Origin of the sequence: Mesorhizobium sp. M1182, from assembly GCF_040318335.1 — a bacterium.
Taxonomy (GTDB): Bacteria; Pseudomonadota; Alphaproteobacteria; order Rhizobiales; family Rhizobiaceae; genus Mesorhizobium.
The window spans coordinates 1-26,473 of record NZ_JAMYMD010000033.1; the positions used below are offsets into that span (position 1 = coordinate 1).

Annotated in this window: 16 protein-coding genes and 1 pseudogene; 3 read left to right on the top strand and 14 right to left on the bottom strand. The window is 62.8% G+C overall.

The features are described 5' to 3' along the window. Positions 1–126 precede the first annotated feature (126 nt). The 5 genes and pseudogenes from NKH33_RS26950 to NKH33_RS26970 form a co-directional block, all read right to left on the bottom strand. Complete coding sequence (locus NKH33_RS26950) at positions 127–585, bottom strand: carboxymuconolactone decarboxylase family protein (RefSeq protein ID WP_352922297.1); 459 nt, start codon at positions 583–585, stop codon at positions 127–129. A gap of 13 nt (positions 586–598) precedes the next feature. Then, positions 599–1,117, bottom strand: coding sequence for an RrF2 family transcriptional regulator (locus NKH33_RS26955; RefSeq protein ID WP_352473537.1), 519 nt, complete (start codon positions 1,115–1,117; stop codon positions 599–601). 100 nt (positions 1,118–1,217) lie between these two features. Next, a complete protein-coding gene (gene preA, locus NKH33_RS26960) occupies positions 1,218–2,531 on the bottom strand; it encodes an NAD-dependent dihydropyrimidine dehydrogenase subunit PreA (RefSeq protein WP_352922299.1) in 1,314 nt (437 codons plus the stop codon). A 2-nt stretch (positions 2,532–2,533) separates the two neighbouring features. Then, on the bottom strand, positions 2,534–3,898 hold the full coding sequence (locus NKH33_RS26965; protein ID WP_352820330.1) for an NAD(P)-dependent oxidoreductase: 1,365 nt from the start codon (positions 3,896–3,898) through the stop codon (positions 2,534–2,536). A gap of 215 nt (positions 3,899–4,113) precedes the next feature. Further along, positions 4,114–4,236: pseudogene (locus NKH33_RS26970) on the bottom strand (gamma-glutamylcyclotransferase); the annotation flags it as partial. A gap of 173 nt (positions 4,237–4,409) precedes the next feature. On the opposite strand from NKH33_RS26970, the gene NKH33_RS26975 reads away from it, so the two are divergent. Further along, positions 4,410–5,186, top strand: coding sequence for a VOC family protein (locus NKH33_RS26975; RefSeq protein WP_352453197.1), 777 nt, complete (start codon positions 4,410–4,412; stop codon positions 5,184–5,186). 155 nt (positions 5,187–5,341) lie between these two features. Continuing rightward, positions 5,342–5,734, top strand: a complete 393-nt coding sequence (locus tag NKH33_RS26980) for a DoxX family protein (protein ID WP_352473533.1) — start codon at positions 5,342–5,344, stop codon at positions 5,732–5,734. 20 nt (positions 5,735–5,754) lie between these two features. Here the strand turns inward: NKH33_RS26980 and NKH33_RS26985 are convergent, their stop codons facing one another. The 3 genes from NKH33_RS26985 to NKH33_RS26995 all read right to left on the bottom strand — a co-directional run bounded on the left by NKH33_RS26985 (position 5,755) and on the right by NKH33_RS26995 (position 10,775). Next, the gene (locus tag NKH33_RS26985; RefSeq protein WP_352473532.1) at positions 5,755–6,561 is read right to left on the bottom strand and encodes a class I SAM-dependent methyltransferase; all 807 of its coding nucleotides are present in this window, start codon (positions 6,559–6,561) and stop codon (positions 5,755–5,757) included. A 150-nt stretch (positions 6,562–6,711) separates the two neighbouring features. Next, positions 6,712–9,153: a GcvT family protein gene (locus tag NKH33_RS26990; protein WP_352922301.1), complete on the bottom strand. Its 2,442-nt coding sequence runs from the start codon at positions 9,151–9,153 to the stop codon at positions 6,712–6,714. An 83-nt stretch (positions 9,154–9,236) separates the two neighbouring features. Then, positions 9,237–10,775, bottom strand: coding sequence for a trimethylamine methyltransferase family protein (locus tag NKH33_RS26995; RefSeq protein ID WP_352503179.1), 1,539 nt, complete (start codon positions 10,773–10,775; stop codon positions 9,237–9,239). Positions 10,776–10,993: 218 nt separating this feature from the next. Between NKH33_RS26995 and NKH33_RS27000 the strand changes: the two genes are divergently transcribed. After that, positions 10,994–11,584, top strand: coding sequence for a transglycosylase SLT domain-containing protein (locus NKH33_RS27000; RefSeq protein WP_352453201.1), 591 nt, complete (start codon positions 10,994–10,996; stop codon positions 11,582–11,584). A gap of 14 nt (positions 11,585–11,598) precedes the next feature. Here NKH33_RS27000 and NKH33_RS27005 read toward each other — a convergent pair whose 3' ends face one another. The 6 genes from NKH33_RS27005 to NKH33_RS27030 all read right to left on the bottom strand — a co-directional run bounded on the left by NKH33_RS27005 (position 11,599) and on the right by NKH33_RS27030 (position 26,384). Then, positions 11,599–14,007 (bottom strand): dipeptide ABC transporter ATP-binding protein, encoded by a 2,409-nt coding sequence (locus tag NKH33_RS27005; protein WP_352769165.1) that lies wholly within the window; start codon positions 14,005–14,007, stop codon positions 11,599–11,601. Between the two features lie 63 nt (positions 14,008–14,070). Continuing rightward, positions 14,071–15,228 carry an ABC transporter permease gene (locus tag NKH33_RS27010; protein WP_352473527.1) on the bottom strand — a complete coding sequence of 386 codons (1,158 nt, stop codon included), beginning with the start codon at positions 15,226–15,228 and terminating at the stop codon, positions 14,071–14,073. 12 nt (positions 15,229–15,240) lie between these two features. Then, positions 15,241–16,275 carry an ABC transporter permease gene (locus tag NKH33_RS27015; protein ID WP_352473525.1) on the bottom strand — a complete coding sequence of 345 codons (1,035 nt, stop codon included), beginning with the start codon at positions 16,273–16,275 and terminating at the stop codon, positions 15,241–15,243. Positions 16,276–16,495: 220 nt separating this feature from the next. Continuing rightward, positions 16,496–18,148: an ABC transporter substrate-binding protein gene (locus tag NKH33_RS27020; protein ID WP_352473524.1), complete on the bottom strand. Its 1,653-nt coding sequence runs from the start codon at positions 18,146–18,148 to the stop codon at positions 16,496–16,498. A gap of 260 nt (positions 18,149–18,408) precedes the next feature. Further along, positions 18,409–24,459: a translocation/assembly module TamB domain-containing protein gene (locus NKH33_RS27025; protein WP_352922304.1), complete on the bottom strand. Its 6,051-nt coding sequence runs from the start codon at positions 24,457–24,459 to the stop codon at positions 18,409–18,411. Continuing rightward, entirely contained in the window at positions 24,459–26,384 is a 1,926-nt protein-coding gene (locus NKH33_RS27030; RefSeq protein WP_352771326.1) for an autotransporter assembly complex protein TamA, read from the bottom strand. The genes NKH33_RS27025 and NKH33_RS27030 overlap by 1 nt, the downstream gene beginning before the upstream one ends. Positions 26,385–26,473 lie beyond the last annotated feature (89 nt).

Here is a 26,473-nt window from a genome sequence, read left to right on the forward strand (position 1 = left end):
CCCCCGCGCACGCCCGCCGGGGGGGGCCCTTACACATAAACACTATAAGAAAATACATCTCCTTCTGGGCGGCTGGTCTCCAAAAGCCGGCCGCGGGCCCCACCCGCCCCCCCCCCTGGTCCATGCTCAAGCGGCCAAGACTGCTGGCATCGGATGGATTGCATGAAACGGAACGCAAAGCCGGTTCCAGGTGTTGATCATGCCGAGCGCAACCGAGAGCTTGACCAGCTCCTCTTCCGAGAAATTCTCGAGCGTCCTTGCATAGAGTTCGTCCGACACACCGTTGTCGGCAATCCTGGTCAGCGCGTCGGTCCAGGCCAAGGCCGCGCGTTCGCGCTCTGAAAACAGCGGCGATTCCTTCCAGGCGGAGACGAGATAGAGCCGCTGCTCGCTTTCGCCGTCGCGGCGCGCTTCGCGGCTATGCATCTCGACGCAATACGAGCAGCCGTTGATCTGCGACGCCCTGAGCTTGATCAGATGCAACAGGCTTTTTTCGAGCCCGCATTCGTCGACTGCCTTGTTGAGCGCCGACACCGCCTTCATGATCTCCGGCGCCGCGCCGAAAAATTGCAGCCTCTGTTTCATCGTCTGTAGCCTTTCATGCTTGCTTGGTTGAACCTGATTTCTGCGGCCGCCGATGGCGCTCGACGAAGGCGCAGTTCGCGGCGACCGAACGGGGATCGGCATCGGCGGTGTATTCTGCAACGATGTCGGACAGCCGGGCGTCGGCGAGCGCGGCGCGATAGGCACGCTCGGCCTTCAGCATGGCTACGTTGATGCCGCAGGGTTTGACATAGACCGAGGCATCGAGCTTCGCTGGGCCGCGCTGGCGGATTTCGGCGCAGCGGAACGCCGGTTCACGCCCCTCGACGGCCAGCACGATATCGAGCAGCGTTATGCGTTCCGCCGGCCGCGCCAGCCGGTAGCCGCCGGACGGCCCCGGCACTGATTCCAGAATGCCGGACGCAGTCAGCGCGTTGAGATGCTTAAGCAGATAGCTCGGCGACAGCCCGAACGCTTCGGCCATGGCAGCACCTGGCAAGGTCGCGGCGCCATCAACGCCGGCGAGCATCGCGGCGCAGTGGATGGCCGCTTCGACGCCTTCGCCCAGCTTCATTGCGCTCTCCTGTTCATGGATATAGATTATCTTGGATATCTTTTATCCGCAATAGGAAAGTCAAAAAGCGGCGCCCATGGACGCCGCTTTTTTCGCAATGCTATTCCGCCGCCACCTTGGCCATCGGATTGTTCGGATGCGTCGTCCAGTTGGCATAGATCGGCGACACCGGCCTGCCGGTGCGCTGGTCCATCACGCCGACCGCCAGCGCCTCCATGGTGATGCAGTTCTCGACCGGACAGACATTGACGCAGAGATTGCAGCCGACGCATTCGGCCTCGATCACCTCGAAATGCCTGACGCCGTCGACCATGCTGGTGATGGCCTGGTGCGAAGTGTCCTCGCAGGCGATGTGGCAGCGGCCGCATTTGATGCAGGCATCCTGGTCGATATGCGCCTTGGCGACGTAGTTGAGGTTGAGATACTGCCAGTCGGTGACGTTGGGCGTGGCACGGCCAACGATGTCGTCGAGCGTGGCATGGCCCTTCTCGTCCATCCAGTTTTCCAGGCCGGCGATCATCTCCTGCACGATCTTGAAGCCGTAGGTCATCGCCGCCGTGCACACCTGCACATTGCCGGCGCCGAGCGCCATGAATTCGGCGGCGTCGCGCCAGGTGGTGATGCCGCCGATACCGGAGATCGGCAGGCCATGCGTTTCCGGATCGCGCGCGATCTCGGCCACCATGTTCATGGCGATCGGCTTCACCGCCGGACCGCAATAGCCGCCATGCGAACCTTTGCCGTCGATCGTCGGCTCCGGTGCGAAATTGTCGAGATTGACGCCGGTGATCGAATTGATGGTGTTGATCAGCGACACCGCGTCGGTGCCGCCGGCAAGGGCAGCGCGTGCCGGCTTGCGTATGTCGGTGATGTTGGGCGTCAGCTTGGTGATGACAGGCATGCGGGTGTTGGCCTTGCACCAGCGCACCACCATTTCGATGTATTCCGGCACCTGGCCGACCGCCGCACCCATGCCGCGTTCCGACATGCCATGCGGGCAGCCGAAATTGAGTTCGATGCCGTCAGCGCCGGTCTCCTCGACTACCGGCAGGATCGCCTTCCAGGCATGCTCCTCGCAAGGCACCATCAGCGAGACGACGATCGCCCGGTCGGGCCAGTCCATCTTGACCTGCTTGATCTCGCGCAGATTGACCTGCAGGTCGCGGTCGGTGATCAGCTCGATGTTGTTGAGGCCGAGCAGACGACGGTCGGCGCCCCAGATCGCGCCATAGCGCGGACCGTTGACGTTGACCACCGGCGGGCCCTCTTCGCCGAGCGTCTTCCATACCACGCCGCCCCAGCCCGCCTTGAAGGCGCGAATGACATTATAGGCCTTGTCGGTCGGCGGCGCCGAAGCCAGCCAGAACGGGTTCGGCGACTTGATGCCGACGAAATTGTTGCGGATGTCTGCCATGCTCATGCCCTCCCGTTCGAGGTCAGTGCCCGATGAATGCTCTCCGCCGCATCGCGGCCTTGCGCGACGGCTGAAACAGTCAGGTCGTCGCCGCCGAAAATGCAGTCGCCGCCAGCCCAGACATTGGCCAGCGAGGTGCGCCCTTCCGCATCGACCTTGATGCGGCCGGCTTCCAGCGCGACCTCCGCACCGCTGCCGTTGAGCGCAGCCGGGACAAAGCTCTGGCCGATCGCCTTGAACACCTGATCGGCGACGAGCGTCAGCCGCTCGCCGGTGCCGACGAGCCTGTCGCTGTCCATCGCGGTGTATTCGAGCTCGATCGCCGACACCTTGCCGGCATCGGCAATGACCCGCTTCGGCTGCAACCAGTGCCGGATGATGACGCCGTTGGCGGCAGCCAGATCCTGCTCGAATTCGGAGGCATTCATGTGCTCCGGGCCGCGCCGATAGCAGATCGTCACCTCTTCGGCTCCGAGCAGCTTCGATTGCACCGCCGCGTCGATCGCCGTCATGCCGCCGCCGATGACGACAACACGCCGGCCGACCGGCAGGCTGGCCAGATCACTGGCCTGACGAAGCTCGGCAATGAACTCGACGGCATTGCTGACGCCTTGCGCCTCCTCGCCATCCGCTCGCAAGGCATTGACGCCGGCAAGCCCCATGCCGAGGAACACCGCATCGTAATTCCTGGTCAGGTCCGACAGCTGGTAATCACGGCCGAGCGCCTTGCCGTTCTGGATGTCGATGCCGCCGATCGACGTGACATAGTCGACTTCAGCCTGGGCGAAATTGTCGACGCTCTTATAGGCGGCGATACCGTATTCATTGAGGCCGCCGGCCTTCGGGCGGGCTTCCAGGATGGTCACGTCGTGGCCGTAGCGGGAGAGCCGATGCGCGGCCGCAAGCCCGGCCGGTCCGGCGCCGACCACAGCGACCGTCTTGCCGGTCGGTTCGGAGCGGTTGTAGAACTGCTTGTTTTCGGCCATGGCGACATCGGTGGCGTAGCGCTGAAGGCGACCAATCTGCACCGGCTTGCCTTCGGCCACCTCGCGCACGCAGACTTCTTCGCATAGCGTCTCGGTCGGGCAGACGCGGGCGCACATGCCGCCCAAAATGTTCTGGTCAAAAATGGTCTTGGCTGAGCCGATCGGATTGCCCGTCGAAATCTGGCGGATGAACAGCGGGATGTCGATCGAGGTCGGACACGCATTCATGCACGGCGCATCATAGCAGAAATAGCAGCGGTCGGACTCGACCAGCGCCTCGTGATGATCGAGTGGCGGGTGCAGGTCGGCGAAATTGTCGGCATATTGGTCCGGCGAGAGCCGCCCGCCGGCAATGCCTTGCTTGAACTGGCCTTCTGGCATCGTCAGTTCCCCATGTTCTTGTTTTGGGGAAGGCTAGCACGTTTTGTTTTTTTATCAATTGGTCAATTTTCGGCGCAAACTGCTGAAAAGCCACGAATAAACATGACAAGTGTACTCATGTTACCAAAGCCGCCGACAGGGAAGCTTGGCCATAGCGGCACTGCCGTTGCTGGACTGAGTGGTCAGCCTGGTAAGCTTAGCGTTGGTTTTGATCACCGAAGGCAAAGGGCCCTGAAGTCTTCGTCCGTCAGCTGCGTCCAGCTGCCATCGGGGCCGGGATCGGCCTCCTCCCGATGGCACAGCGCGACAAGTTCGGAAGTGAGCGACATCCGGCGCATGGATCAACAACCCCTCGTTGACTGCGAGCAAAGTCGAAAACCGCAGGGCGCGCAACCCGGTAACATTTCCAATTTGCCGTCATCTTTTTTGGTTGGCTGTCGGATTTTCGTCGTGAAGATCGTCCTAGAATGGATCGCGCATGATCGATGTACAAACCGCAAGGAGCACGACAATGCCACAGTCCCCCATGCCCTTCTTCTGGTACGAGCTGATGACCACCGATCTCGACGCCGCCGAGGCGTTTTACACCTCCGTGGTGGGCTGGAGGGGGCAGCCTTTCGAAGGGGCCCAGGGCATGCCGCGCTATATCGTCATGAATGTCGGCGAGCGCGGCGTCGGCGGGATGATGACGCTGCCCGATGACGCGCGCAAGATGGGCATGCCGCCGGCCTGGGTCGGTTATATCCTCACCAGGGACATCGATGCCGCAACGGCCTCCCTCAAGAAGGCTGGTGGCGCGGTTCACCGCGAGCCCGACGACATTCCTGGCGTCGGCCGCTTCGCCGTCGTTGCAGACCCGCAAGGCGCAATGTTCAACTTCCTGCAGCCCAGCGGCCCCGACCAGCCGCCGCTACCGTTGGCGACCCCCGGCAACATCGGCTGGCATGAGCTCTACACGTCAGACTGGAAGGCGGCGTTCGATTTCTATTCCAGCCAGTTCGGCTGGGAGAAGGGCGACGCCATGGATATGGGTCCGATGGGCGTCTACCAGCTTTTCGCCTTCGGCGGCGAGCCCGTTGGCGGCATGATGAACAAGCCCGAGCAGATCCCGGCGCCGGTCTGGCAGTTCTATTTCAACGTGCCCGGCATCGACGCGGCAGCCAAGCGCGTCACCGACAATGGCGGCAAGATCCTGATGGGTCCGATGGAGGTCCCCGGCGGCAGCTGGATCGTACAGTGCACGGATCCGCAAGGCGCCCATTTCGCGCTAATGGCACCGACGCGGTAACAGGCCGCGCCAATTGGGGGCCGCCATCGTGCGGCCCCAAGGCTGCAGCACGCCTCACGACTCACTCACCGACAGTTGAATGAAGGCCGGACTATGTGAATGGTCCGGCCTTTGGCGATGACCTATGGCCGGGCTAGGTGAAAATGGAGTCGTAGATGAAGCTTTTCGAAGGCCTCGCCGGATATCAACCGTTCGCCCTTGCCGCCTTGCGCATCATGACGGCGCTGCAGTTCATTGAGCACGGCACCCAGAAACTGTTCAATTTCCCCGTCGGCGACCATGCCGGCGCCCTGAGCGCGCTATCGCTGACCGCGGCCATCCTGGAATTCGGAGGCGGCATCCTGCTGGTATTGGGGCTTTTCACCAGGCCGGTGGCATTCCTTCTCAGCGGCGAGATGGCGATCGCCTATTTCATGGCGCACATGCCGCAGAGCTTCTTCCCGGTCAACAATGGCGGCGATGCCGCGATCTCCTTCTGCTTCATCTTCTTCTATCTGGTATTCGCCGGCCCCGGCGCCCTGGCACTGGACAACCGCAAAACATCGTAGCCGGGCGGATCAGCGCGCGCTCAGGCCGACTTGCGCGCAATCAGGCCCGCGAAGGCGATGAACCCGAAGAACTCTCCGGCTTCGACACGCCGGCGCGCCTCGTGCTTCAGCCCGTCGCCAAGCGCCTTGTCGAGTCGCTTCCAGCCGGCCAGAATATCGGCGCCGCGATCGACCAGAGTCAGCATGTAGTCGGGCGCGGCAATTTGGGCGTAGCCGTAGCTGTCGAATTTTTCGACGACAAAGCCCGCCGATTTCGCCAGCAGCGGCAGCCGGCGCGTCAGCCAGCGGTCATTCACCAGCGCCGCCATTGCGGCATCCACGCAATCCTGCAGCGGATCATGATCGCCGATGGCGACCGTCGTCGTCGCGTAATCGCCGTCGAAGATCGCCAGGCAGCCGCCTGGGCGAAGCACGCGCAACGATTCCGTCAGGGCCTTTTCGGGACCGGGCACATGGGTCAGGCAGGTATGGAAGATGACCACATCGAACGAGTTGTCCTCGTGCGGCAGCGACCTGGCATCCCCTTCGACGAAGTTCAGGTTGGGGATATCCGCGGCAAGCTCGCGCGCCTTCGCCAGAAATATCGGCGACGGATCGAGCCCAACAACCTCGTTCACCCCCGGCCAGCGCGCAAGCTCGCGACTGATCGGTCCCGAGCCGCAGCCGCCTTCGAGGACGCGTGCCCTTTCCGGAAAATCGATCGACGAGAAAAACGAGTGGCGAATTGCCTTCTGGCGCGGGTCTGCGGCCCGCAACTCCATCGCGTTGATAAGAACCGCGACAACAGCCGGATCAGCGGTTGTGATCTGCGCATACACGTCGGGCATGGTGGACCTCCGAAGCAATTGCCCAGCCTTCCGCCGCAGCTCGACAATAAAACCAAAGGTCACCGCGCGAAAGAATTTTCACTATCGCGAAATCGTCCCCCCCTTTCATCGTGCCACCGGCACGGCGACTTCGCTATGCCACTCGGTTCCTCAACCGCGCATCCGCTCGAAATTGGCGTCGAACAGCGGTGTCTGCTGCATGCGTGCGGCGTAACGCTTGCCCAATAGCTCGATCTCGAAACCGTTGGCCTCATCGGCGATCTCTTTCGGCACATAACCCATGGCGACGGATTTTTTTGAATGATGCGCGTAGCCGCCTGACGTGACCCAGCCGCGCACGGCACCGCCATACCAGAGTGGCTCGTCGCCGATGACGTCGGCATCGGCAGCATCGACGACAAAGGCCCGCAACCGCAGTCTGCCGCCTTGCTTGCGCTCCGCCAGCGCTGCCTGCTTGCCGATGAAATCGGCCTCTTTGTCATACGCGACGAAGCGGTCGAGGCCGGCCTCCAGCGGCCCATAGATCGGCCGGTATTCGCGCGCCCATGAGCCGTAATTCTTCTCGAGCCGCAGCGCATTGAGCGCGCGCGAGCCGAACAGGCCGATGCCGAATTCCTCGCCCGCCGCCATCAGCGCCTGATAGGCTGCACGCTGATATTCCGGCGCCACCCAGATTTCGTAGCCGAGGTCGCCGGTGTAGCTGACGCGCCCGACCAGGCACGGCGCCATGCCGATATCCATCCTGCTGATGGCCATGAACGGAAAGGCCGTATTCGACACATCAGATCGTGTGACCTTTTCAAGAAGGTTCCGCGCGCTCGGCCCGGCGATCGACAGGCCGGTGAGTTTTGCTCCCAGCGCCTCGATGCTAACAGAGCCGTCCTTCGGCAGATGCGCTTCGAACCAGCGCATGTGGTACTGCTCGGCGACACCGCTGCCGGCCAGGAACCAATCCTTGCTTGCAGAATTTGGACCGCCGAGATTGGCCAGCGTGAAATCGCCGATCAACCTGCCGTCTTCCTTCAGCATCGGCGCCAGCGTCATGCGGCCGGGCCTTGGCAACTTGCACGCGAGCATACTGTCGAGCCAGGTTGCTGCGCCCTCACCGGTGACTCTGTATTTGGCGAATGACGAGATTTCCGACAGACCAACGCGTTGCCGAACCGTCTCCACTTCTTTAGCGACATGCTCGAAGTCGCTCGAGCGGCGCCAGGAGAATTCGTCCTTGACCCCTTCGGGCGCATACCACAGCGGCACTTCCAGCCCATAGGCGACGCCCCATTGCGCGCCCTCGGCCGACAACAGATCATAGACCGGCGTCGTCTTGAGCGGTCGCCCAGCCGGCAACTCCTCGTTCGGGAAGCGGATCGAAAACCGCCGCGAATAATTCTCGCGCACCTTGGCGTTGGTATAGGCCATCGTGGCCCAATCACCGTAGCGTGACACATCCATCGCCCAGATGTCGGCGCCGGGATCGCCCTCGATCATCCAGTTCGACAGCGCCAGGCCGACGCCGCCGCCCTGCGAGAACCCCGCCATGACACCACAGGCCACCCAGAACCCCGGCAGGCTGCGCACCGGCCCGACCAGCGGATTGCCGTCCGGCGCGAAGGTGAAGGGTCCGTTGATGATCTGCTTGATGCCGGTGTTCTGGAACGCCGGGAAATGCCGGAAGCCAACCTCCAGCGACAGTGCGATGCGGTCGATATCGGGCTCCAGCAGTTCGTGGCCGAAATTCCATGGCGTCTGGAATTCGGACCATGGCTTGTTGGCCTTTTCATAAGTGCCCATCAGCATGCCGCCGCGTTCCTGGCGCAGATAGAGCTCGCCGTCGAAGTCGACCGCATGAATGATCTCCGTGCCGGTCTTCTGGTTCCAGGCGGCGACCTCCGGCATGTCCTCGGTGATCAGGTACATGTGCTCCATCGCCAGCACCGGCAGCTCCAGCCCGACCATGCGGCCGACCTCACGCGCCCACAGGCCGCCGGCATTGACGACATGTTCGGCCACAACCTCGCCCTTGTTGGTGATGACGCGCCACAACCCGTCGGCGCGCCGCACAATGTCCTCGACCTTGGTGAAACGCTCGACCTCGGCACCAAGCTTCCTCGCCGCCTTGGCGTAGGCGTGGGTAACGCCGGACGGGTCGAGATGACCGTCCTCCTTGTTGCGCACGGCACCGACGAACTGCTTGGGATCGAGCAACGGCATCAGCTCGGCCGCCTCATCAGGCGATATCTCCTCGAGCTCGATGCCGAGATAGCGGCCCTTGGCGACGACGCCGCGCAGCCAGTCGAGCCGCGCCTCCGTCGCTGCCAGCAAGACGCCGCCAGTCAAATGCACGCCGGTCGCCTGGCCGGACAGTTCCTCGATCTCCTTGTAGAGCGAGATTGTGTATTTCTGCAGCTTGGCGACATTGGGATCGCCATTGATCGTGTGCATGCCGCCGGCGGCGTGCCAGGTCGAGCCGGAGGTTAATTCATCGCGCTCCAGAAGCACGATGTCTGTCCAGCCGTGCCGGGCCAGATGGAACAGCACGGAGCACCCGACAACGCCACCGCCGATAACAACGACCTTTGCATGCGATTTCATGGGATTCTCGTCGTTTCAAAGAGTTGGATGGGTTTCATGATTCTGGAGGAGAAGAGAATGAAGCCGAACAAGATGAGCGGCGCTTAAGGCTCGCCCGCCCCGATCGCTTCCTTGCGCTTGGCCACGTACGCCTCAAGCGCCTCGCGTCTGGAGATTTCCATCACCGGCTCGACATAGTCCTCCAGCGCCTTCTTCCACAGCCTCGTCGCTCGCGCCGTGGCGTCTAGCCCACCAGCTTCCTGCCAAGCCTCGAAATTCTGCCAGTTGGACAGCATCGGCTGGTAGAAGGCCGTGGCGTAGCGCTCCAGCGTGTGCGGCTCGCCGAAGAAGTGGCCGCCGGTCGGAACCGCACCCAGAGCCTCGACGGCAAGCTCGGCCTCGTTGACCTCGATCGGGCGCAAAAACTCCATCATGTGCTGGATCATCTCGACGTCGATGATGAACTTTTCGAACGACGCTGTCAGTCCGCCCTCTTGCCAGCCGGCGGCATGGTAGACGAGGTTGCCATGGCCGAGCACCGCGCCCCACAGCGCCATCAGCGTCTCATAGGCGCCTTGCGCGTCGGCGGCATTGGAAGCCGAGCCCGGCGTTGTGCGATAAGGCAGGTTGTAACGCCGCGCCAACTGTCCGGACGCGATATTCGCCTTGGTATTTTCAGGCGTGCCGAACGCCGGCGCTCCCGATTTCATATCGACATTGGAGGTGAAGGCGCCATACATCACCGGCGCGCCGGGGCGGACGAGCTGCGTCAGCACCACGCCGAACAGCGCCTCGGCATTCTGCTGGGCGAGCGCGCCGGCAAGCGTCACCGGGCTCATCGCTCCCATCAGCGTGAATGGCGTTACCGCCACCGACTGGCCGAACTCGGCCATCGTCATCAGCCCCTCGGCCATCATCTCGTCGAAGCGGCGCGGCGAATTGACCGAAATGATCGTGGTGACGCCGGGATCGTGGCGCATCTCATCAAGCGTCAGTCCGCGCGCGATTGCCATCATTTCGATGCCGTCGAGCGCCCTGCCGCGGCCGATGGCCGAGACGTGAAAGCTTTTGTCGGTCAGTGTCAGATTGGCGAAATAGGTGTCGAGATGACGGGAATTCGCCGGCAATTCTACCGGCGCGCAGACCTGGTTGCCTAGCATGTGGATGCAGTTGAAATGCTGCGCCAGCCGGACGAGATCGGAATAATCGCGCAAATTGCCGGCACGGCGGCCGCGCTCCATGTCGTGCACATTCGGCGGCCCGGCGACGAGCGTGAAGTTGATGGTATTGCCGCCGAGGTGGACGGCATGGGCGGGATTGCGCGGCGTCAGCGTATAACTGGACTGCGTCGTCTTCAGCGCTTCCTCGATCATGCCGCGATCGATGCGGACGTTCATCGTGGCATGATCGACCTTGGCCCCGGCCTTCTCGAACAGCGACAGCGCCCGCGGGCTCATCACCTCGATGCCGAAATTCTCCAGGATATGCATCGACGCCTGGTGGATCGCCTCGATCTGGTCGGCCGAGAGCATCGCCATTGGCGGATAGGGATTGGTGACGCGGCGCAACGGCAGTTGCGGGATGGCGGTCGGTCCCCTGTTGCTGGTTCGCTCGGCGCCGCGCTTGCGTCTTGGTTCGCTCATGCCGCGCATCAAAGCGCCGGCACGAGGATCGAGCTGTCAAGAATCCGCCACCTGCGGGCGTGATTTTAGCCAAGGCGGCATTCCGGGAATTTCACATCGGTAAAAGCGACAACAAACGTCGGAATGTTTATACCTGCTCAGTGTCGGCCAAAGCGGCCGATGAGCCGTTAAGGAAGACAGCAAGATTCCTTTTATGTTTTCGGCCTAATGCTCTTCCGATGCGTAGGTCGAGTTTTAGTAAAATTATAGCGATTGCCGCGCCGCTGGCGCTTTCGGCCTGCGCGACGCCACCGAACCATATCAACGATGTGTGCGCCGTTTTCGACCAGAATGACGGCTGGTTCGACAATTGGCAGGCGGCGGCACAACGAACCGAGCAGAAATACGGTGTGCCGGTTCCCGTGCTGATGGCGACGGTGCGCAAGGAATCCGGCTTCAAGAGCAACGCAAGGCCGCCGCGCACCAAGCTGCTGGGCTTCATTCCCTGGAAACATATCTCCAGCGCCACCGGCTTCTCGCAGGCGCTCGACGGCACCTGGGCGCAATACCAGAACGAGACCGGAAGCTGGGCGGCGCGCCGCACCAGGTTTGCCGATGCCGTCGATTTCGTCGGCTGGTATCATTCCAAGACCGCCGACACGCTCGGCGTCGCCCGCAACGACACCTACAATCTGTATCTCGCCTACTATCTCGGCTGGAATGCCTACAAGCGCGGCAGTCGCGGCGACGCCGACGTGCAGCGCTATGCGCATGCCACCGAACAGATGGCGCAGGACTACGCCGCGCAGCTACGGCAATGCGCGCCCTAGCCTATTAACGGCTCTCAGCCGCCCTTGGGTTTGCGCGGCTTGCGCGTGGCGTCCTCGGCCTGTCGGCCGTCGCCGACAGTCGGCGGCATGATTGGTGCCACCGCGCTGTCGGCAGAGCTTGAGGTGCCGGTCTCTGAAACCTCGTCGCGAACCTCGTGACGGCGGGCTTTGGCGACCGCTTCGGCATTCTCCACTGCCTGGCCCTCGGCATCGGCTTCAACGCTGCCAGTCTTTCCATGCGGGCGCTTGGGCGGATCTCCGGCAAAGCCCGGGCCAACACCGTGGTTTGCATCATCCGGCACGCCCTCATTTGCGGCGTGCTCCTTGTCGAATTTGATCACCGGCTCCATTTTCGCCAGCACGTCGTCGGACAGCCAGCACAGGCTCATATGGCCGTCGCCGAGATTTTTGACTGGCGGCACCATGGTTTCGCAAAGGTTGTCCGGCACCAGTTTCTTGTAGCCGCAGCGCGTCTGGAACGGACAGCCGGACGGCGGGTTCATCGCCGAAGGGATGTCGCCCTCCAGCACGATGTGCTTCTTGACCACGCTTGTGTCGGCGATCGGGATCGCCGACAGCAATGCCTCGGTATAGGGGTGATAGGGCGGCGCGAATATCTGGTCGGTCGTGCCTTGCTCAACGATATAGCCGAGATACATGACGACGACGCGGTCGGCGATGTAGCGCACCACCGACAGATCGTGGCTGATGAACAGCATCGTCGTCTTGTTCTTGCGCTGGATGTCCATCAAGAGCTCGGTCACCGCGGCCTGGACCGACACATCCAGTGCCGAGACCGGCTCGTCGGCCACCACCACCTTGGCGTCGCCGGCAAAGGCACGCGCAACGCCGATGCGCTGTTTCTGGCCGCCTGAAAGCTGGCGCGGCTTGCGCGACTCGAACGCCCTCGGCAGCTTCACCAGGTCGAGCAATTCCAGCATTCGCTTGCGGCGGTCGGCCACCGTGTCGCCGACGTTGAACTTTTCCAGCGTACGGATGATCTGCGAACCGACCGAATGGCTGGGATTGAGCGTGTCGAACGGATTTTGGAACACCATCTGGATCGACGACACCGTGTCGACGCTGCGCTTCTCGATCCCGGTCGACTGGATCTCCTTATTGCCGAGCTTGACGCGGCCGGAGCTTGCCGTTTCGAGGCCGAGCAGCACCTTGGCCAGGGTCGATTTTCCGCAGCCGGATTCGCCGACGATCGCGACGGTCTCGGATTCGCGCGCCATGAACGAGATCGTCTCGTTGGCCTTGACGACACGGCCCTCGCTCGAGCCGAACACTTCGCTGCCGCCGACCTTGTAGTACTTCCGGAGGTCTTCGATCTGGAGCACCGGCGCACCGGGCACCACCCGCTCGTTGACCTTCTTGGCGCCGGGTGGCAGCGCCTCCCAGTCGATCTCGTTGAAGCGCACACAGCGCGAGAAATGCCCGTCATGGCCTTCGACCGCGATCATCGGAATTTCGGCGGCGTTGCAGACGCCCTCGACGAAATGGTGGCAGCGCGGGCCGAAATTGCAGCCCTTCGGCCGCTCGTGCGGTAGCGGCAACTGCCCCGGGATGGATATCAGCGGCCGCGAATTCTTGTCGGCGCCCGGCAACGGGATCGAGCGGAACAGGCCTTGCGTGTAGGGATGGCGCATCCGGTCGAAGACGTCCTTGATCTTGCCGGTCTCCACCGCTTCGCCCGAATACATCACCGTGATGCGGTCGCAGGTCTCCAGGATCAGGCCGAGGTTGTGCGACACGAAGATCATCGAGGTGCCGAACTTCTCGCCCAGCCCCTTGACCAAGTCGACGATGCCGGCCTCAACCGTCACGTCGAGCGCTGTCGTCGGCTCGTCGAGCAGAAGCAGCGCCGGCTTCGACAGCAGCGCCATGGCAATGACGATGCGCTGCTGCTGACCGCCGGAAAGCTGGTGCGGGTAGGAACGCATCATGCGCTCGGGATCCGGCAGCTTCACCGCGCGCACCATTTCCAAGGCGCGTTTGTAAGCTTCGTCCTTCGACACCTTGTCGTGGATCAGTGGCACTTCCATCAGCTGCTGGCCGACCTTCATCGCCGGGTTAAGACTGGCCATCGGCTCCTGGTAGATCATCGCGATCTTGTTGCCGCGGATAGCTCGCAGTTCCTCGTCGGACAGTTCTCCCATGTCCTTGCCCTGGAATTTGATCTTTCCGCCGACGATCTTTCCGATGTTGGAGAGGTCGCGCATGATGCCCAGCGACACGGTCGACTTGCCGCAGCCGGATTCGCCGACAATACCCATCGCCTCGCCAGGCATGACCGTGCAGGAAAAATCCATGACCGCCGGGATTTCGCCCTTGCGGGTGAAGAAGGAGATCGACAGGTTCTCGATCTCGATGATCGGCCCATTGGTCGGCTTGGCGGGATTTCGAACTGCCTCGTTCATGGGTCGCTCCAATCCTTGTTCTTCAGGCATGTCGGGCCGAACCCGGCATCGATCTTCCCGGCATCAATCTTTCATAGACTGTTCACGCAACGAATCCGCCAGGAGGTTGAGGCCGAGCACGAACGACATCAATGCGATCGTCGGCGGCAGCGCCGGGTGGATGAAGGAGCGCAGCAGCCGGCTTGCATCCTTGATCGCCGTGCCCCAGTCCGGGCTTTCCGGCGCCAGTCCCAGCCCGAAATAGCCGAGCGTACCGAGCAGGATCGTGGTGTAGCCGATGCGCAGGCAGGCGTCGACGATAAGCGGCCCGCGCGCATTGGGCAATATCTCCCACAGCATGATGTACCAGGGCGATTCACCGCGCGTTTGTGCCGCCGCAACATAGTCGCGCGTTTTGATATCCATGACCAGGCCGCGCACGATGCGGAACACGCCGGGGCTGGAGGCGAACACCACCGCCACGAAGATGTTGAGCTGGTTGGGATCGATGTGGATGATCTTGAACGGATCGGCATCGAAGACAAGGCCTGCATAGATCCAGCCGCCAAGTACCAACGTCAGGCCAAGCAGGATATAGAGGCGGTCGGGGCGGTTCTTGTAGCGCGTCCAGAACAGCACACTGAAGAAGATGATCGGAAACAGGAAGAACAGCCCTGCCATCGCGTAGGGGATCGGCGTGTCCATGATACCCGGCGTCACCAGCAGGTAAAACAGGAGGATCACCGGGAAGGCCAGCACAAGGTTGGCGAGGAAGGACAGCACCGTATCGATCTTGCCGCCATAATAGCCGGCCGGCAGGCCGAGCGTAATGCCGACCATCAGCGCAAAACCGGTCGCCGCCGGCGCGATGATCAGCACGATCTGGCTGCCATAGACCATGCGGGAGAACACGTCCCGGGCGAGCTTGTCGCCGCCGAAATAGTATACAAGTTTCGACGCCGGCTCGATTGCGCCCGGCAGCGCGTCCTTCATGATCGGCACTTGGGCGAGCGGATCGAAGGGCGAGATGGTCGACGCGAAGATCGCCGTAAACAGCCAGAACAGGCAGATGCCGACGCCGACGATGCCGACGCCGCTGTCGAAAAGCTGGCCGTAAAGCCCTAGCTTCTTCTTGTAGCCGAAGCTCGCCCCCATCACCAGGGCGAGAGCGATCCAGACCGGCCAGAAGCGGGCAAGCACGCCGAGTACGACGTTGAAGGCGCTGAGATATTCGACCTGCATCCGCCCGGTCTCCTATTGAACTCTGATGCGCGGATTGAGGAACGCGTAGCCGACATCGGAGATGAGCTGTGTGATCAGGACGATAAACACCGAGACCAGCGAGCAGCCGAGCAGAAGATCGATGTCGTTGTTGCCGGCGGCCTCGACCAGGGTGTAGCCGAACCCCTGGTAGCGGAACATCACCTCGACGATGACGACGCCGGTGAGCAGCCAGGGAAACTGCAGCATGATGACCGTGAACGGTGCGATCAGGGCGTTGCGCAGAGCGTGCTTTACCACCACGCTGCCGAAGGAGAGGCCCTTCAGCCGGGCGGTGCGGATATATTGCTGTGTCATTACCTCGACCATCGAGGCGCGGGTCATGCGAGCGATGTAGCCGATGCCGTATATCGCCAGCGTCATCACCGGCAAGGTGAAATTATAGAAGGTGATGCCCTGGCTGGCCGAGGCCGCCGAACCGTTCAGCACGCCGAGCCAGGAGGCAAAGATCACGGTGAAGATGACGCCCGAAACATATTCGGGCGTCGCCGTCGAGGCGATCGAAGCCACCGACAATGTGCGGTCGGTGCGTGAACCCTCGCGCATACCGGCGAGAATACCGATCAAAAGCGAGATCGGCACCATTACGGCCAGCACGCAGAGCATCAGGATGCCGGTGGCGCTGAGCGCCGGAAAGAGTTTCGAGGCAACCGTCGTCTTGAACTTGGTCGAGCAACCGAAATCGCCTTGCAGGATGCCGGAGAATGTCGGCACGACCGGATCGTTGCAGAAGGAGAAACGCTGTGCGGGCTTGCCGGTCGCCGGGTCGGTCACCGGCTGCTTGGGCATGATGCCAAGCCATTGGCCGTAGCGGATAAAAAAATTCTGCCGATAGCCATGGTTGACCAGCCAAGCCTCAAGCTGCTCGGCGGATGTGTGCATTTCGGTCTGGCTGATCGCGAGCTTCTTCAGATTAGGCCCGAGATTGACCAGGAAGAAGACGATCATCGTCAGGCACAGCATCGTCACTGCCATGGTGCCGAGACGCCTGATAACGAAAGAAAGCATGGCGGTCCCCTGCCGGTCGGGTTGGGGGTGGAACCGGTTTGCAAGCCGTGCGCTGCCGCCAGCGGCAGAACAAGCCTTCAGACCAGTCCCAGATGCAATACCCTTTTTATTGCAGACCCAGGCCGAAGAGTCCGCAACTTTTTGCTGCGCCGACTTCCGGTCCAAGGACCATGCAAAGAGCGAGGGAAAGGGGCGAGACGCCCCTTTCCGGATCGTCCGGTCAGGCCTGGTCGAGCCAGACCTTGCCGTAGTCGCGCTCGAAGGTCGGGTGCATCTTGTAGTTCTGCACCGCCTTGACCGAATGGCTGTAGAGCTTGCGCCAATAAGGCTGGATGATAATGCCGGAATCCTGCAGGATCTGCTCGATGTCCTTCATCATTTCCTTGCGCTTGGCGGCGTCGGCAACTGCCAGCGCAGCGTTGAGCTTGGCATCCCACTCCGGATTCGACCAGGCCGTCTCGTTCCAGGCCTCACCTGTGCGATAGCCGATCGCCAGAACCTGGACGCCGAGCGGCCGCATGTTCCAGTTGGTCATCGACAGCGGATACTTCGTCCAGTCGTTCCAGAAGGTTGAACCCGGCAGCACCGTACGCTTGACCTTGATGCCGGCGTCGCGCATCTGCGCGGCGATCGCATCGCCTGTGTTCTTGTGCCAGTCTTCGTCGACCGTGATCAGTTCGTGCTCGAAATCGGCCTGGCCGGCTTCGGCCATCAGCGCCTTTGCCTTGGCCGGGTCGCGAGCAATCTTCGGCAATTCATAGTATTCCGGATGGATCGGGGCGACATGGTGGTTTTCGGCAACCGTGCCGGCATTGCCGTAGCCGAGTTGCAGGACGACATTGTTGTCGACCGCGAGCTGCAGGGCGTTGCGAACCTTCTGGTCGCCGTAAGGCTTGTTGGTCACATTGGTACGGCAGACGATCGTCGAGGCGGTGACGATCTCCGACTTCACCAAATCCATGCCGTCGAGGATCGACACATAGTCGGCCGACGTCTCGAAGTTGGTGTGCACCTCGCCTGCCTCGAAAGCGCTGACCATCGCCGCCGGATCGGTGCCGTAGTCGATGAACTCGATGCCGTCGAGGAAGACGTCACCATCCCACCATTTGTTGTCTTCGCGGCGCTTGTAGACCACTTTCTGGCCGACATCGTAGGAGACCAACTCGAACGGGCCGGTTCCGATCGGGCAGGACTTGAAGTCGCCGCCCTTCTCGTCGAAGGTCTTGTGGACGATAAGGCCGGGATAGTCGCACACGTTGGGAATGAGGGCGATATCCGGCTTGCTGAGCGTCAGCTTGACCGTGTGATCGTCGACCTTGGTAACCGCGCTCTCATCCAGCTTGTCATCCTTGACCAGCGAACCGAGGCGACCGGGCATGGAATTGCCTTCGGCTTTCTTGTCGGCCCAACGCTTGAGGTTGAAGATGACGTCGTCTGCGGAGAACGGATCGCCGTTGTTCCAGGTGACGCCCTTGCGCACATGCAGCGTGTATTCGGTAGCGTCGTCATTCACGTCCCAGCTCTCCAGCAGATAGGGGCGGAACGTGTATTCGGTGGTGTATTTGACCAGCGGCTCGAGCGCCTGGCGCTCGGCATTGGCGATTTCCGACCAGTCGGCCTTGCGCGGATCCTTCGGATCCTTGATCCATTGCGCGACCTTCAATACGCCGCCTTTCTTGCCCTGGACCTCTTCCGCCTTGGCCGGCGTCGGGTCTGCAAGGCCAAGCATGCCATAGGCCATCGCCGTCGACGCGCCGAAGACGCTGGCGAGAGCTAGAAATTCGCGACGATCCATCTTGCCTGCCTTGGCGTCTTCGGCCATGGCCAGGATGTGATCGGGAACGCGGTCGCCGTTACTCTTGTAGATCGTCATGACTTACTCCCATTGTTGGCTTTCTGCCTTTTAACATTCCGCATCCTCGCCATGATGTCAAAGACGGCAGGGATTGGGAACATGCCAAGGAATGTGCAACTTTGAAAGCAGGGCGGTTCGCGCGATAACGACAGTCTTGGCGCAAATTTGCTACTGCGCCAGGGATTTCGTCCGAAATCCCCACAGGCAATTAAACTGGGACATTCGCCGCTGCGCCACTCGTTCTCAGGCAACCAGTTGTTCTGCGCGAACGGCCGGTTTCAATATTCCCGTTCGTAGAAAACACCGCCTTTTGCTTCGCCGGCGTCGGTTGCCTCGCCACGCAGCTTGACGCCGCGTCCAACGTCGAGATCGACGGTTGCCTTGCCCGAGCCCGGCCTGTCGCCCTTCTGGATCGTCACATAGGTGCGGTCGTTGAGATACTTGCCCGCCGAGACGGCGGTGCCGCCCTGTTCGTCGGTGATCACGTCGAGATCGTCGACGCCAATCGCACTGCGCAGGTTCTGCAGCAGGGAGGTCGAGCCGCCGACGCCGGCTAGTTGTCCGGCAGCCTCGGCAAGCTGCGCGATCTGCAGCGGCGACAGGTTCGACATCGAACGGCCGAAGATCAGCTGCGCCAGCACCTCGTCCTCCGGCAACGCGGGTACCGAGGAGAAGGTGAATTTCGGGTTGTTCGCCTCGCCCGACACCACGATGGTCACGGTGGCGCTGGTCGTCTTCGATTGCGCCGTAAGATTGAGGTAGGGCACCAGAGAGCCGGAAAAGCCGACGGAGCCTTCGGTGAAGGTCAGCCGCTTGGCAAGGATCGTCAGCCGCCCGCGCCGCAAGGTGAAGGTGCCGACCGCCTGGGGTGACGATGCCGGACCGGTCAGCCGCAGCGAACCGCCGAGCTCGGCGTCGACGCCCCTGCCCTGGATGAAGATCTGGCTCGGCGCGTTGACCGTGACGTCGAGGTTGAGGCCGCTACCTCCACCGCCGCTGCTTGCAGCGGCCGGGCGCAACGCCTTGTCCTGCGCACGCACGGCTGCCGGGGCATTCTTGTGCTTGACGTTGAGCTCGGCCAGCGAGCCGGGCAGCTTTTCGGGTACGGTGATGACGGTCTTGGCCAGGTTGACGGTACCGGAAATTACCGGCGCGGAGGTGAGCGGTCCCTTGACGGTCAGGTCGCCGCCGAGATTGGCGGTGACCACCTTGCCGTCGGTATAGCGGCCGTCGACGAGCTTGATCGACAGATCGGCCGGAAAACCCTTAGCCGGATCGATGCCGACGGTGCCGCTGGCCGAAAGGCTGCCGCGCGTCGACAGCGTGCCGGTCAGGCGATTGATCCTGGCCACGCCGCCACCGATGGCGACATCGGCAGTGATATCGTTGATCGCAAGCCCCGAGCGCGCGTCGAGCAGGCGGGCGCCTGACGTGTGGACCGTGCCTGAGATCACCGGCGACGTCGCCGGGCCGCGCACCTGCACATCGACGTCGGCCGTGCCGCTCAGGGACAGGCCTTGCGCGGCGAGTGTCCTGGTGAGGAAGGCGAACGGCACCTTGCCGGAAAAGTTGAGATCAAGGGTGGGCGCGCCTGATGTCGTCATCGTGCCGCCGCCCTTGAGGCCGAGGCCGGCGGCATCGCTCATGTTGGCGTCGAAGGTCAGTCTGTTGCCCGAATACGTACCTGAGGATGAAACGCCCATGCCGCCGAAACCTGCACCACGGGTCTGCGACGTCTGAACGCCTGCGGCGTCGATCTTGAAGGCAACGGCCGGATTGGCCGGCGCGCCCGTCACCTTCACCGTGCCCGAGATGGAACCGGCGGCATCGAGGCCCGGCGAAAAACTGTTGGCTATCGAGATCGGGACGCGGGCCAGCGTCGCGTTGAGGTCGAACGCCTGCCCAGCCTTGCCCGTGACCGTCGCCGTGCCGCCGCCGAGGTTGAGCACCAGCCTGTCGAGGCTGGTCACTCCATTGGCGATGTTGATGGTCGAGGCCTGGGCGATGGCCGCCTTGATGCCGCGGATGGTCGCCTCGCCGGAGGCAAGTTCGACCGTCGTCGTGCCCTTGACCGCCTTGACCCGGCCGGCCGCCCTCAGCGGAATATCCTTGACGGTGGCGCCACCGGAAAAGCCGGTCCATTCGCCGTCGCGCTTGAGATCGACGTTGACGCCCCGAATAGCCGTTCCGCCGGAAGTTACGCTGTCGGCACGGATTTTGCCCGAGATCACCGGTGCCGCCAGATAGTTGGCGATCAGCGCATCGATGCTCACGGCCTTGGCCGAGACATCGCCGCGCGAGATCGAGGCCGTCGTCGCCTTGACGGCGACTTGCGGCACGGTACCCGCCTTGGAGAAGGCGATCGTGCCGCGCACATCGCCATCGGCCTTTTCCAGTGCCAGGGCCGCAAGCGGACCGATATCGGGCAGGTCGAGCGCCACGGTGCCGGCCGGAACGAAGGCATCGTCGAGCGCCAGGTCGCCGGAGATACGGTTCTTGCCGAGCGACAGCAAAAGCCCGTTGATGGCGCGTTTGCCGTCCGATGTCGCCAGCACGGCGCTGCCCTGCAGCGGTTGGCCGCCGACATTTCCGGTGAGTCGCACATTCGCAGCCGGGTTGGCGGCATCAGCCTTGCCGGTGGCAGTAAGCTTCAGACCGGTGATCTCGCGCGCCGCGACCGAAAGCCTGTCGCTGTTGACAGTCAGCGACAGATCCGGCGCGATGCTGGCGCCTTGCGCATTCAGCGCGAAAGAGATGGCGCCTTTGGCGTCCTTGGATAGCAGCGAGACGTCGCCTAGCGCGCCTTTGACGTCGGCGCTGAGCTTGTTGTCGGCAAGGCTCGCCTGGCCGTCTGCCGTCAGCGAACCGGACGACAGCCTGACGGTATTGGCGGTGACACTGCCATTGGCGTCCCGCTTCAGCGCGGCACTGAATTGCGTTCGCTCGGCGAGCACGCCACGCACCGCCGCCGGCAGCGCCGCCGAGGCGGCGTCCGCCTTGACATTGAGGTCGATGGCGCCGTCGGCCAGCGAGACCCGCCCGTTGAAGCCGCTGTTCAATGCGTCGCTGGTCACCGTGCCGCTATCGATGACGATGGCATCGGCGGCAAGGCTGCCGGCGAGTTTGGCGGTGACCTTGCCGGCGATCAGCGGCGCGATAGTCGGATTGTCGATGCCGATTTTTTCGGCAGTCACGGTGCCGGAGATCGGCCCGCTCCGGGCTTTCACGTCAAAGCGATCGGAGTGCAGCGCAAGCGTGATGCCCTCGATCATAGCTAGATTGGTGGCGGCCGATGGCAGCGTCGCGGAAATGTCGAGCTTCGGCTGGGCGCCCTGCCCGGCCGCCGTTAGCGATATCGCCTGTAGCTCGAGCTTGATCGGGCTCTCCTTGCTGCCAAGCGACAACGGCAGGCTCGGACCGGTAGAGGCCAGGTGGAGCGAAAAATCGCTGGCACCGTTCGGATTGATGGTGCCGGCTGCCTTGCCGGAGATCTTCTCGCCGGCAAGCGTCGCCTGCTCGATGGCCAGGCCGCTGGCCGACGAGAAACGGCCTGCCGCGTCGAGATCCAGCGGCCCGAGCCCAGCCTGCCGGGTCTGGCTGGTTTCGGCGCCGTTGAGCCGGGCGGTGAAGCGAATATCTGGGGCAGCCGACGATCCGGTGACCTGCGCGGTGCCGCTGAGCACGCCCACGGCATCGAGACCCGGTGAAAAATTATTGGCAAGCGCTGCCGGCACCGCCGACAAGGTGGCAGCGAGATCAAGCGTCTGGCCGGCCGTACCCGACACGGCAACCGAACCACCGCCGACACCGAGCGCCAATTTCTCTATGCTCACCCTGCCATTGGCGATTGTCAGCGCTGATGGCTGCGCGACAGCTGCCTTGATGCCGCGGATGGTCGCCTCGCCCGAGGCAAGCTCGATGCTGGTGGTGCCGTTCGCAACCCTGACCCGCCCGGACGCGCTGGCCGGAATGCCGGCGACCGTGGCGCCGCCGCTAAAGCCGGTCCAGTCGCCATCGCGCTTCAGGTCGACATCGATGCCGCTGATCACCGTGGGTCCGGAGGTGATCGTGTCGGCCTTGATCTTGCCGGCGATTGCCGGTGCTTTGAGATAATTGGCGACCAGCGCGTTGACGGCGATTGTCTTCGCCGCCAGTTCGCCGCGCGAAATCACGGTGCTCGTCGCATCGATCGCGACCGTCGGCGCTCCGTTGTCGTTCGCAAAGCGGATGGTGCCGCGCACGTCGCCGGCTACCGACTGGCCTGTGATTGCGGCCAGCGGAGCAATATCGGCGGCATCGAGGGTCAACGTGCCGAGCGGCAGCAGGTTGTCGTCGAGCCCGAGGTCGCCGGAGACCTTGTTGTCGGCTAACGAGACGGCAAGTCCATTGATGGAGCGCTTGCCGTCGGTTGTGACCAGCGATGCCTTGAGGTCGAGCGGCTGGTCGTCGACCGAGCCGGTCAGCGAGACATCGGCGGCGGGACTGGCGATATCGGCCTTGCCGCTCGCGCTCAGCCTGATCTGCTTCACCGTATGGCCGGACGCCGTCAGGCTGTCGCTGTTGGCCGAAACCGAGAAATCCGGTGCGCTGCGCGCGCCGCTTGCGGTAAGCCCGAAACCGACGGCGCCGCCGACGTTGGCGCCGACCAGCGGCGACAGCACCGACACGTCGCCCAGCGTACCCTTGATATCGGCTCGGATATCGGTGCCTTGCACACTGGCGGTGCCGCTGGCGCTAAGCGTACCGGAGGTGAGTTGCAATGCGTTGGCGGCGAACGCACCGTCCGGGTCGCGTGTCGCGGTTGCGGAAAACTGCACGCGCTCACCGAGAACCGAGCTGATTTGCGGCGGCAGCGCCGTCGAAGCCGCGTCGGCATTCATCTTGAGCGTCATCGACAGATCGGCAAGCGCCACTGTGGCTGTTACGGACGCATTGAGCGCGTCGCTGCGTAGCGTGCCTTTATCGACGACAATCTGTTCCTTGCTGACGGAGCCGGCGAGACCGGCGCTGACCCTGCCCGTTATCAGCGGCGCCAAAGTCGCGACGTCGGTGTTCAGGCCGGCCGCCGTCAGCTTGATGGTGACCGGCCCGCTACGGTTCTGGATGTCGAAACCATCGGAATGCACTTGCCCGATCAGGTCGTCCACCCGCGTGCCGCCCGCCACCACCGAGACCAGCGACGCGCCGATATCCATCATCGGCGCCTTGCCATCGCCGAAAGCGCGGGCCGTGGCATCCTTGATTGCCACGGTTATCGGTTGCGCCTCGCTGCCGAGGCTGAGCACGATCGGCGGCCCCTTTGCGGCGAGCTTCACCGAAAGGTCGCTGGCGCCGTTCGGATCGACAATGCCGGCAGCGGTCGCGTGCAAGGCGCCGCTGTCGATATTGGCGCGCTCGACATCGACGCCGCCGGCCGCGGTCGCCGTGCCGGCGAGGTCGAAGGTGGTCTTGCCGGCAAACAGCGGTTTCAGGGTTTCGGGCAGGAAGCGCTCGAATTCGCCATCGCCGTTGGCCTCGACATAATGACCCTTGTCGGTGAGCTGATGGCGACCGGTAAGCTGGGTGACGATCCGGCCGTCGACAACGAAGGTCCCGATGCCATTCCAGTTGGCGAGCGGTCCGGTGCCGGAAACGACAATGTTGACCGGCGGCGCGCCCGGCAGGTTGAGCAGGTTGGCGATGATGCCGCCGGCCGGCTCGGATGCCTTAAGGTCGAGGTCGAGCTTGTTGTCGGCCGGCGCGAAATGGGCTTTGGCGTCGACCGTGCCTTGCTTGCCGTCGTGGCGAACGATGTTGAGGTTGGTCTCGATCGCCAATGGAGAGGCGTCCGCCTTGAGCGCTCCCTTGGCTGCAAGTTCGGCCACACCGCTGCCGGCCAGAGCCTGCCCGAGCGCGATTTCGGGAAGGTCGAGTTGCCTGACGTCGATGGAAACCGGCAGCGTCGTCGCTCCGCTTTGGCTCGGCTGTGTATTGGCCACCGGCAGCCTTGCCAACTCGATACGCTCGGCCCCAATGCGATCGGCGCTGAAGCTCTTCGACAGGAGTGCCAGCGGCGACCAGTCGACGGCCACGTTGCGCGCCACCATCCAGGCGCCTTCGCGATCCTCCAGAACGACATGATCGACCCTCAGCGCGCCCGACCAGATGCCGTCGATGCCGACGACAGTCACCTTGCGGTCGCCGGTCGAGGCCATGGTCGAGATGATGCCGGCAAGGTTTTCGCGGCCGCGCTCGGTTTTGGTCAGCACGACGAGCGCCCCCACCGCCGCTGCCACGACGATGAGCAGCGTGTAGAAAAGAATACGGAGGATGCGCCTGAATATTGCCATCAGAATGCCTGGCCAATGCCGGCATAAATGCCGAAATGAGGATCGTCAGGACCGCGGTTGAGAGGCACCGCCGCGTCGACGCGCAGCGGCCCGAACGCCGTCAGATAGCGCAAGCCTACACCCGCGCCGACCTTCATGTCCGAAAAATCGGGGACCTGCCTGGTCGACACCGTGCCGGCATCGACGAACGGCACGACGCCGATCTTGTCGGTGACGGCGATGCGCATCTCGACCGAGGTCTCGAAGAAGGAAAGCCCGCCGATCGGCTCTCCATTGCTGTCCTTCGGGCCGATGCCTTGATAGGCATAGCCGCGCACCGAACCGCCGCCGCCTGAGTAGAAGCGTCGATCTGCCGGAACATCTTGAAGACTGGCGCCGATGATAGAGCCGATGGCGACACGTTCGGCGAAAACGAATTTCGAGGCCGAATCGAGTGACTGGTAGGCCGACCCCTCGCCCTTCAGCTTGACAAACGCAGCCCCGCTCAAAATGTCGTAGCTCGGCTCGCCATAGGCCAGCACCCTGAAGCCCCGGGTCGGATTGAGCTTGCTGTCGCGATTGTCGTAGACATATTGCAGTGGAATGCTGGCGATCAGATAGGTGTGCTTGCCGAAAGCGTCGTGGATCCTCGAATAATCCAGCGCGACCTGCGCGGAAACCGTCTGCTTCTTGTCGAGTTCGTAGGACAGGCCGGTGCTGCCCTTGACCGAGAAATGGTCGTAGGCGTCGGGGTGTTCCAGCACGGTATTGACACTGGCAATGAATTTCGACGCCGGCCCGACCACGCCCGGCTTTTCGAACATGACGCCGGCATTGTAATTGAGTTGGGTCAAGTCGTTGCTGCCGATGCCGCTGATCTTGCCGTCGATGCGCAGCTTTTCGGCGCGGCCAAACAGATTGCGATGCCCCCAATAGCCTTCGAGGCCCAGCCCTTCGGTGTTTGAGAAGCTGCCGCCAATGCCGAAATAGCGCGGCTTGCGTTCGCTTACCTGGACACCGATCGGGATGTTGCCCTCGGCGTCCAGTGCGTCGGCTTCCTTCACCGTCACGCTGTTGAAGACCTCGAGCCCGAGCAGCCGGTCGCGCGCATCGTCGATCTCATCGGGCGAATATTGGCGCCCGCGCTTAAGGCCGGTCATATATTCGGTGAAGTCGCGGTCGACCTTTTCCGTGCCCTCGACAGTGGTGTCGCCATAGCTGGCGACCGGGCCGGCCGCGACGGCAAGCGTCACGTCGAGCGTCGAACCGGCGTGCTCGGCGACGATCTCGCGGCCCGTCACCTTGGCCAGCGGCCTGCCTTCTTGCTTGAGTGCCCGCACGATCGCCGCCTCGGCCTTGAGCACGGCGCCCGAACTGGCGTCACCGCCGGCGATCAGACCGAAATCGGCACTTGCCAGCCCCGCCGCATCGCCTTCCAGTCTGATGTTGCCAAGCGTGAATTTCGGCCCGGCTGCTATGCGTATCACCACCGGTATCGGCTGCGGACCCGAAAACTCGGCATCGGGCGGCAGATCGTCGAGCGGCTTGCCCTGAATAGTGATGGTGACGACACCCTCGTAGCGGGCGTCAGTGTAGAGTGCGGCAACAAGTTGCTCACGGTCACTGCGCGCCTTGGCCAGTAGGCCGAGAGAACCGGATACCGGATGTTCCTCGTCGGCCTTCAGCGCCGAGGCGTTTTCGAGCTTCTCGGCGAGATCCTTGTCGGCGTCCGGCGCCTCGATCGTCACCGCATAGCGCAGCGGGTCGACGATATCGGCATCTTCGTCTTTGGATCCCCACAGCTTGATGCCGAAAATCTCGAAGGCTGCCGCACTTCCGGTTTCGGCAACAAGTGCCGTAGAGCACAACAATGCGAAAAGCAGGGCGCGCGAAAGCGCGCGCCGTGGCGCGGTTCCTCCCGACATCTGCCTTTCATACGCCGGCATTACGCTCCTAGCCTAGCTCGCAAACCTAAAATTGGAATGAAGTTCTGAAGCACTCGTAAAGGGGCCACAATCCAATTGCTGAAATAGAC

Excerpts from the sequence above, each read along its gene's own strand:
- NKH33_RS26995 (WP_352503179.1), bottom strand. The coding sequence starts at position 10,775 with ATGAGCGAACCAAGACGCAAGCGCGGCGCCGAGCGAACCAGCAACAGG.
- NKH33_RS26975 (WP_352453197.1), top strand. The coding sequence starts at position 4,410 with ATGCCACAGTCCCCCATGCCCTTCTTCTGGTACGAGCTGATGACCACC.
- NKH33_RS26985 (WP_352473532.1), bottom strand. The coding sequence starts at position 6,561 with ATGCCCGACGTGTATGCGCAGATCACAACCGCTGATCCGGCTGTTGTC.
- NKH33_RS26990 (WP_352922301.1), bottom strand. The coding sequence starts at position 9,153 with ATGAAATCGCATGCAAAGGTCGTTGTTATCGGCGGTGGCGTTGTCGGG.
- NKH33_RS27000 (WP_352453201.1), top strand. The coding sequence starts at position 10,994 with ATGCGTAGGTCGAGTTTTAGTAAAATTATAGCGATTGCCGCGCCGCTG.
- NKH33_RS26965 (WP_352820330.1), bottom strand. The coding sequence starts at position 3,898 with ATGCCAGAAGGCCAGTTCAAGCAAGGCATTGCCGGCGGGCGGCTCTCG.
- NKH33_RS26980 (WP_352473533.1), top strand. The coding sequence starts at position 5,342 with ATGAAGCTTTTCGAAGGCCTCGCCGGATATCAACCGTTCGCCCTTGCC.
- NKH33_RS27030 (WP_352771326.1), bottom strand. The coding sequence starts at position 26,384 with ATGCCGGCGTATGAAAGGCAGATGTCGGGAGGAACCGCGCCACGGCGC.
- NKH33_RS26955 (WP_352473537.1), bottom strand. The coding sequence starts at position 1,117 with ATGAAGCTGGGCGAAGGCGTCGAAGCGGCCATCCACTGCGCCGCGATG.
- NKH33_RS27025 (WP_352922304.1), bottom strand. The coding sequence starts at position 24,459 with ATGGCAATATTCAGGCGCATCCTCCGTATTCTTTTCTACACGCTGCTC.
- preA (WP_352922299.1), bottom strand. The coding sequence starts at position 2,531 with ATGGCAGACATCCGCAACAATTTCGTCGGCATCAAGTCGCCGAACCCG.
- NKH33_RS27005 (WP_352769165.1), bottom strand. The coding sequence starts at position 14,007 with ATGAACGAGGCAGTTCGAAATCCCGCCAAGCCGACCAATGGGCCGATC.
- NKH33_RS26950 (WP_352922297.1), bottom strand. The coding sequence starts at position 585 with ATGAAACAGAGGCTGCAATTTTTCGGCGCGGCGCCGGAGATCATGAAG.
- NKH33_RS27020 (WP_352473524.1), bottom strand. The coding sequence starts at position 18,148 with ATGACGATCTACAAGAGTAACGGCGACCGCGTTCCCGATCACATCCTG.
- NKH33_RS27015 (WP_352473525.1), bottom strand. The coding sequence starts at position 16,275 with ATGCTTTCTTTCGTTATCAGGCGTCTCGGCACCATGGCAGTGACGATG.
- NKH33_RS27010 (WP_352473527.1), bottom strand. The coding sequence starts at position 15,228 with ATGCAGGTCGAATATCTCAGCGCCTTCAACGTCGTACTCGGCGTGCTT.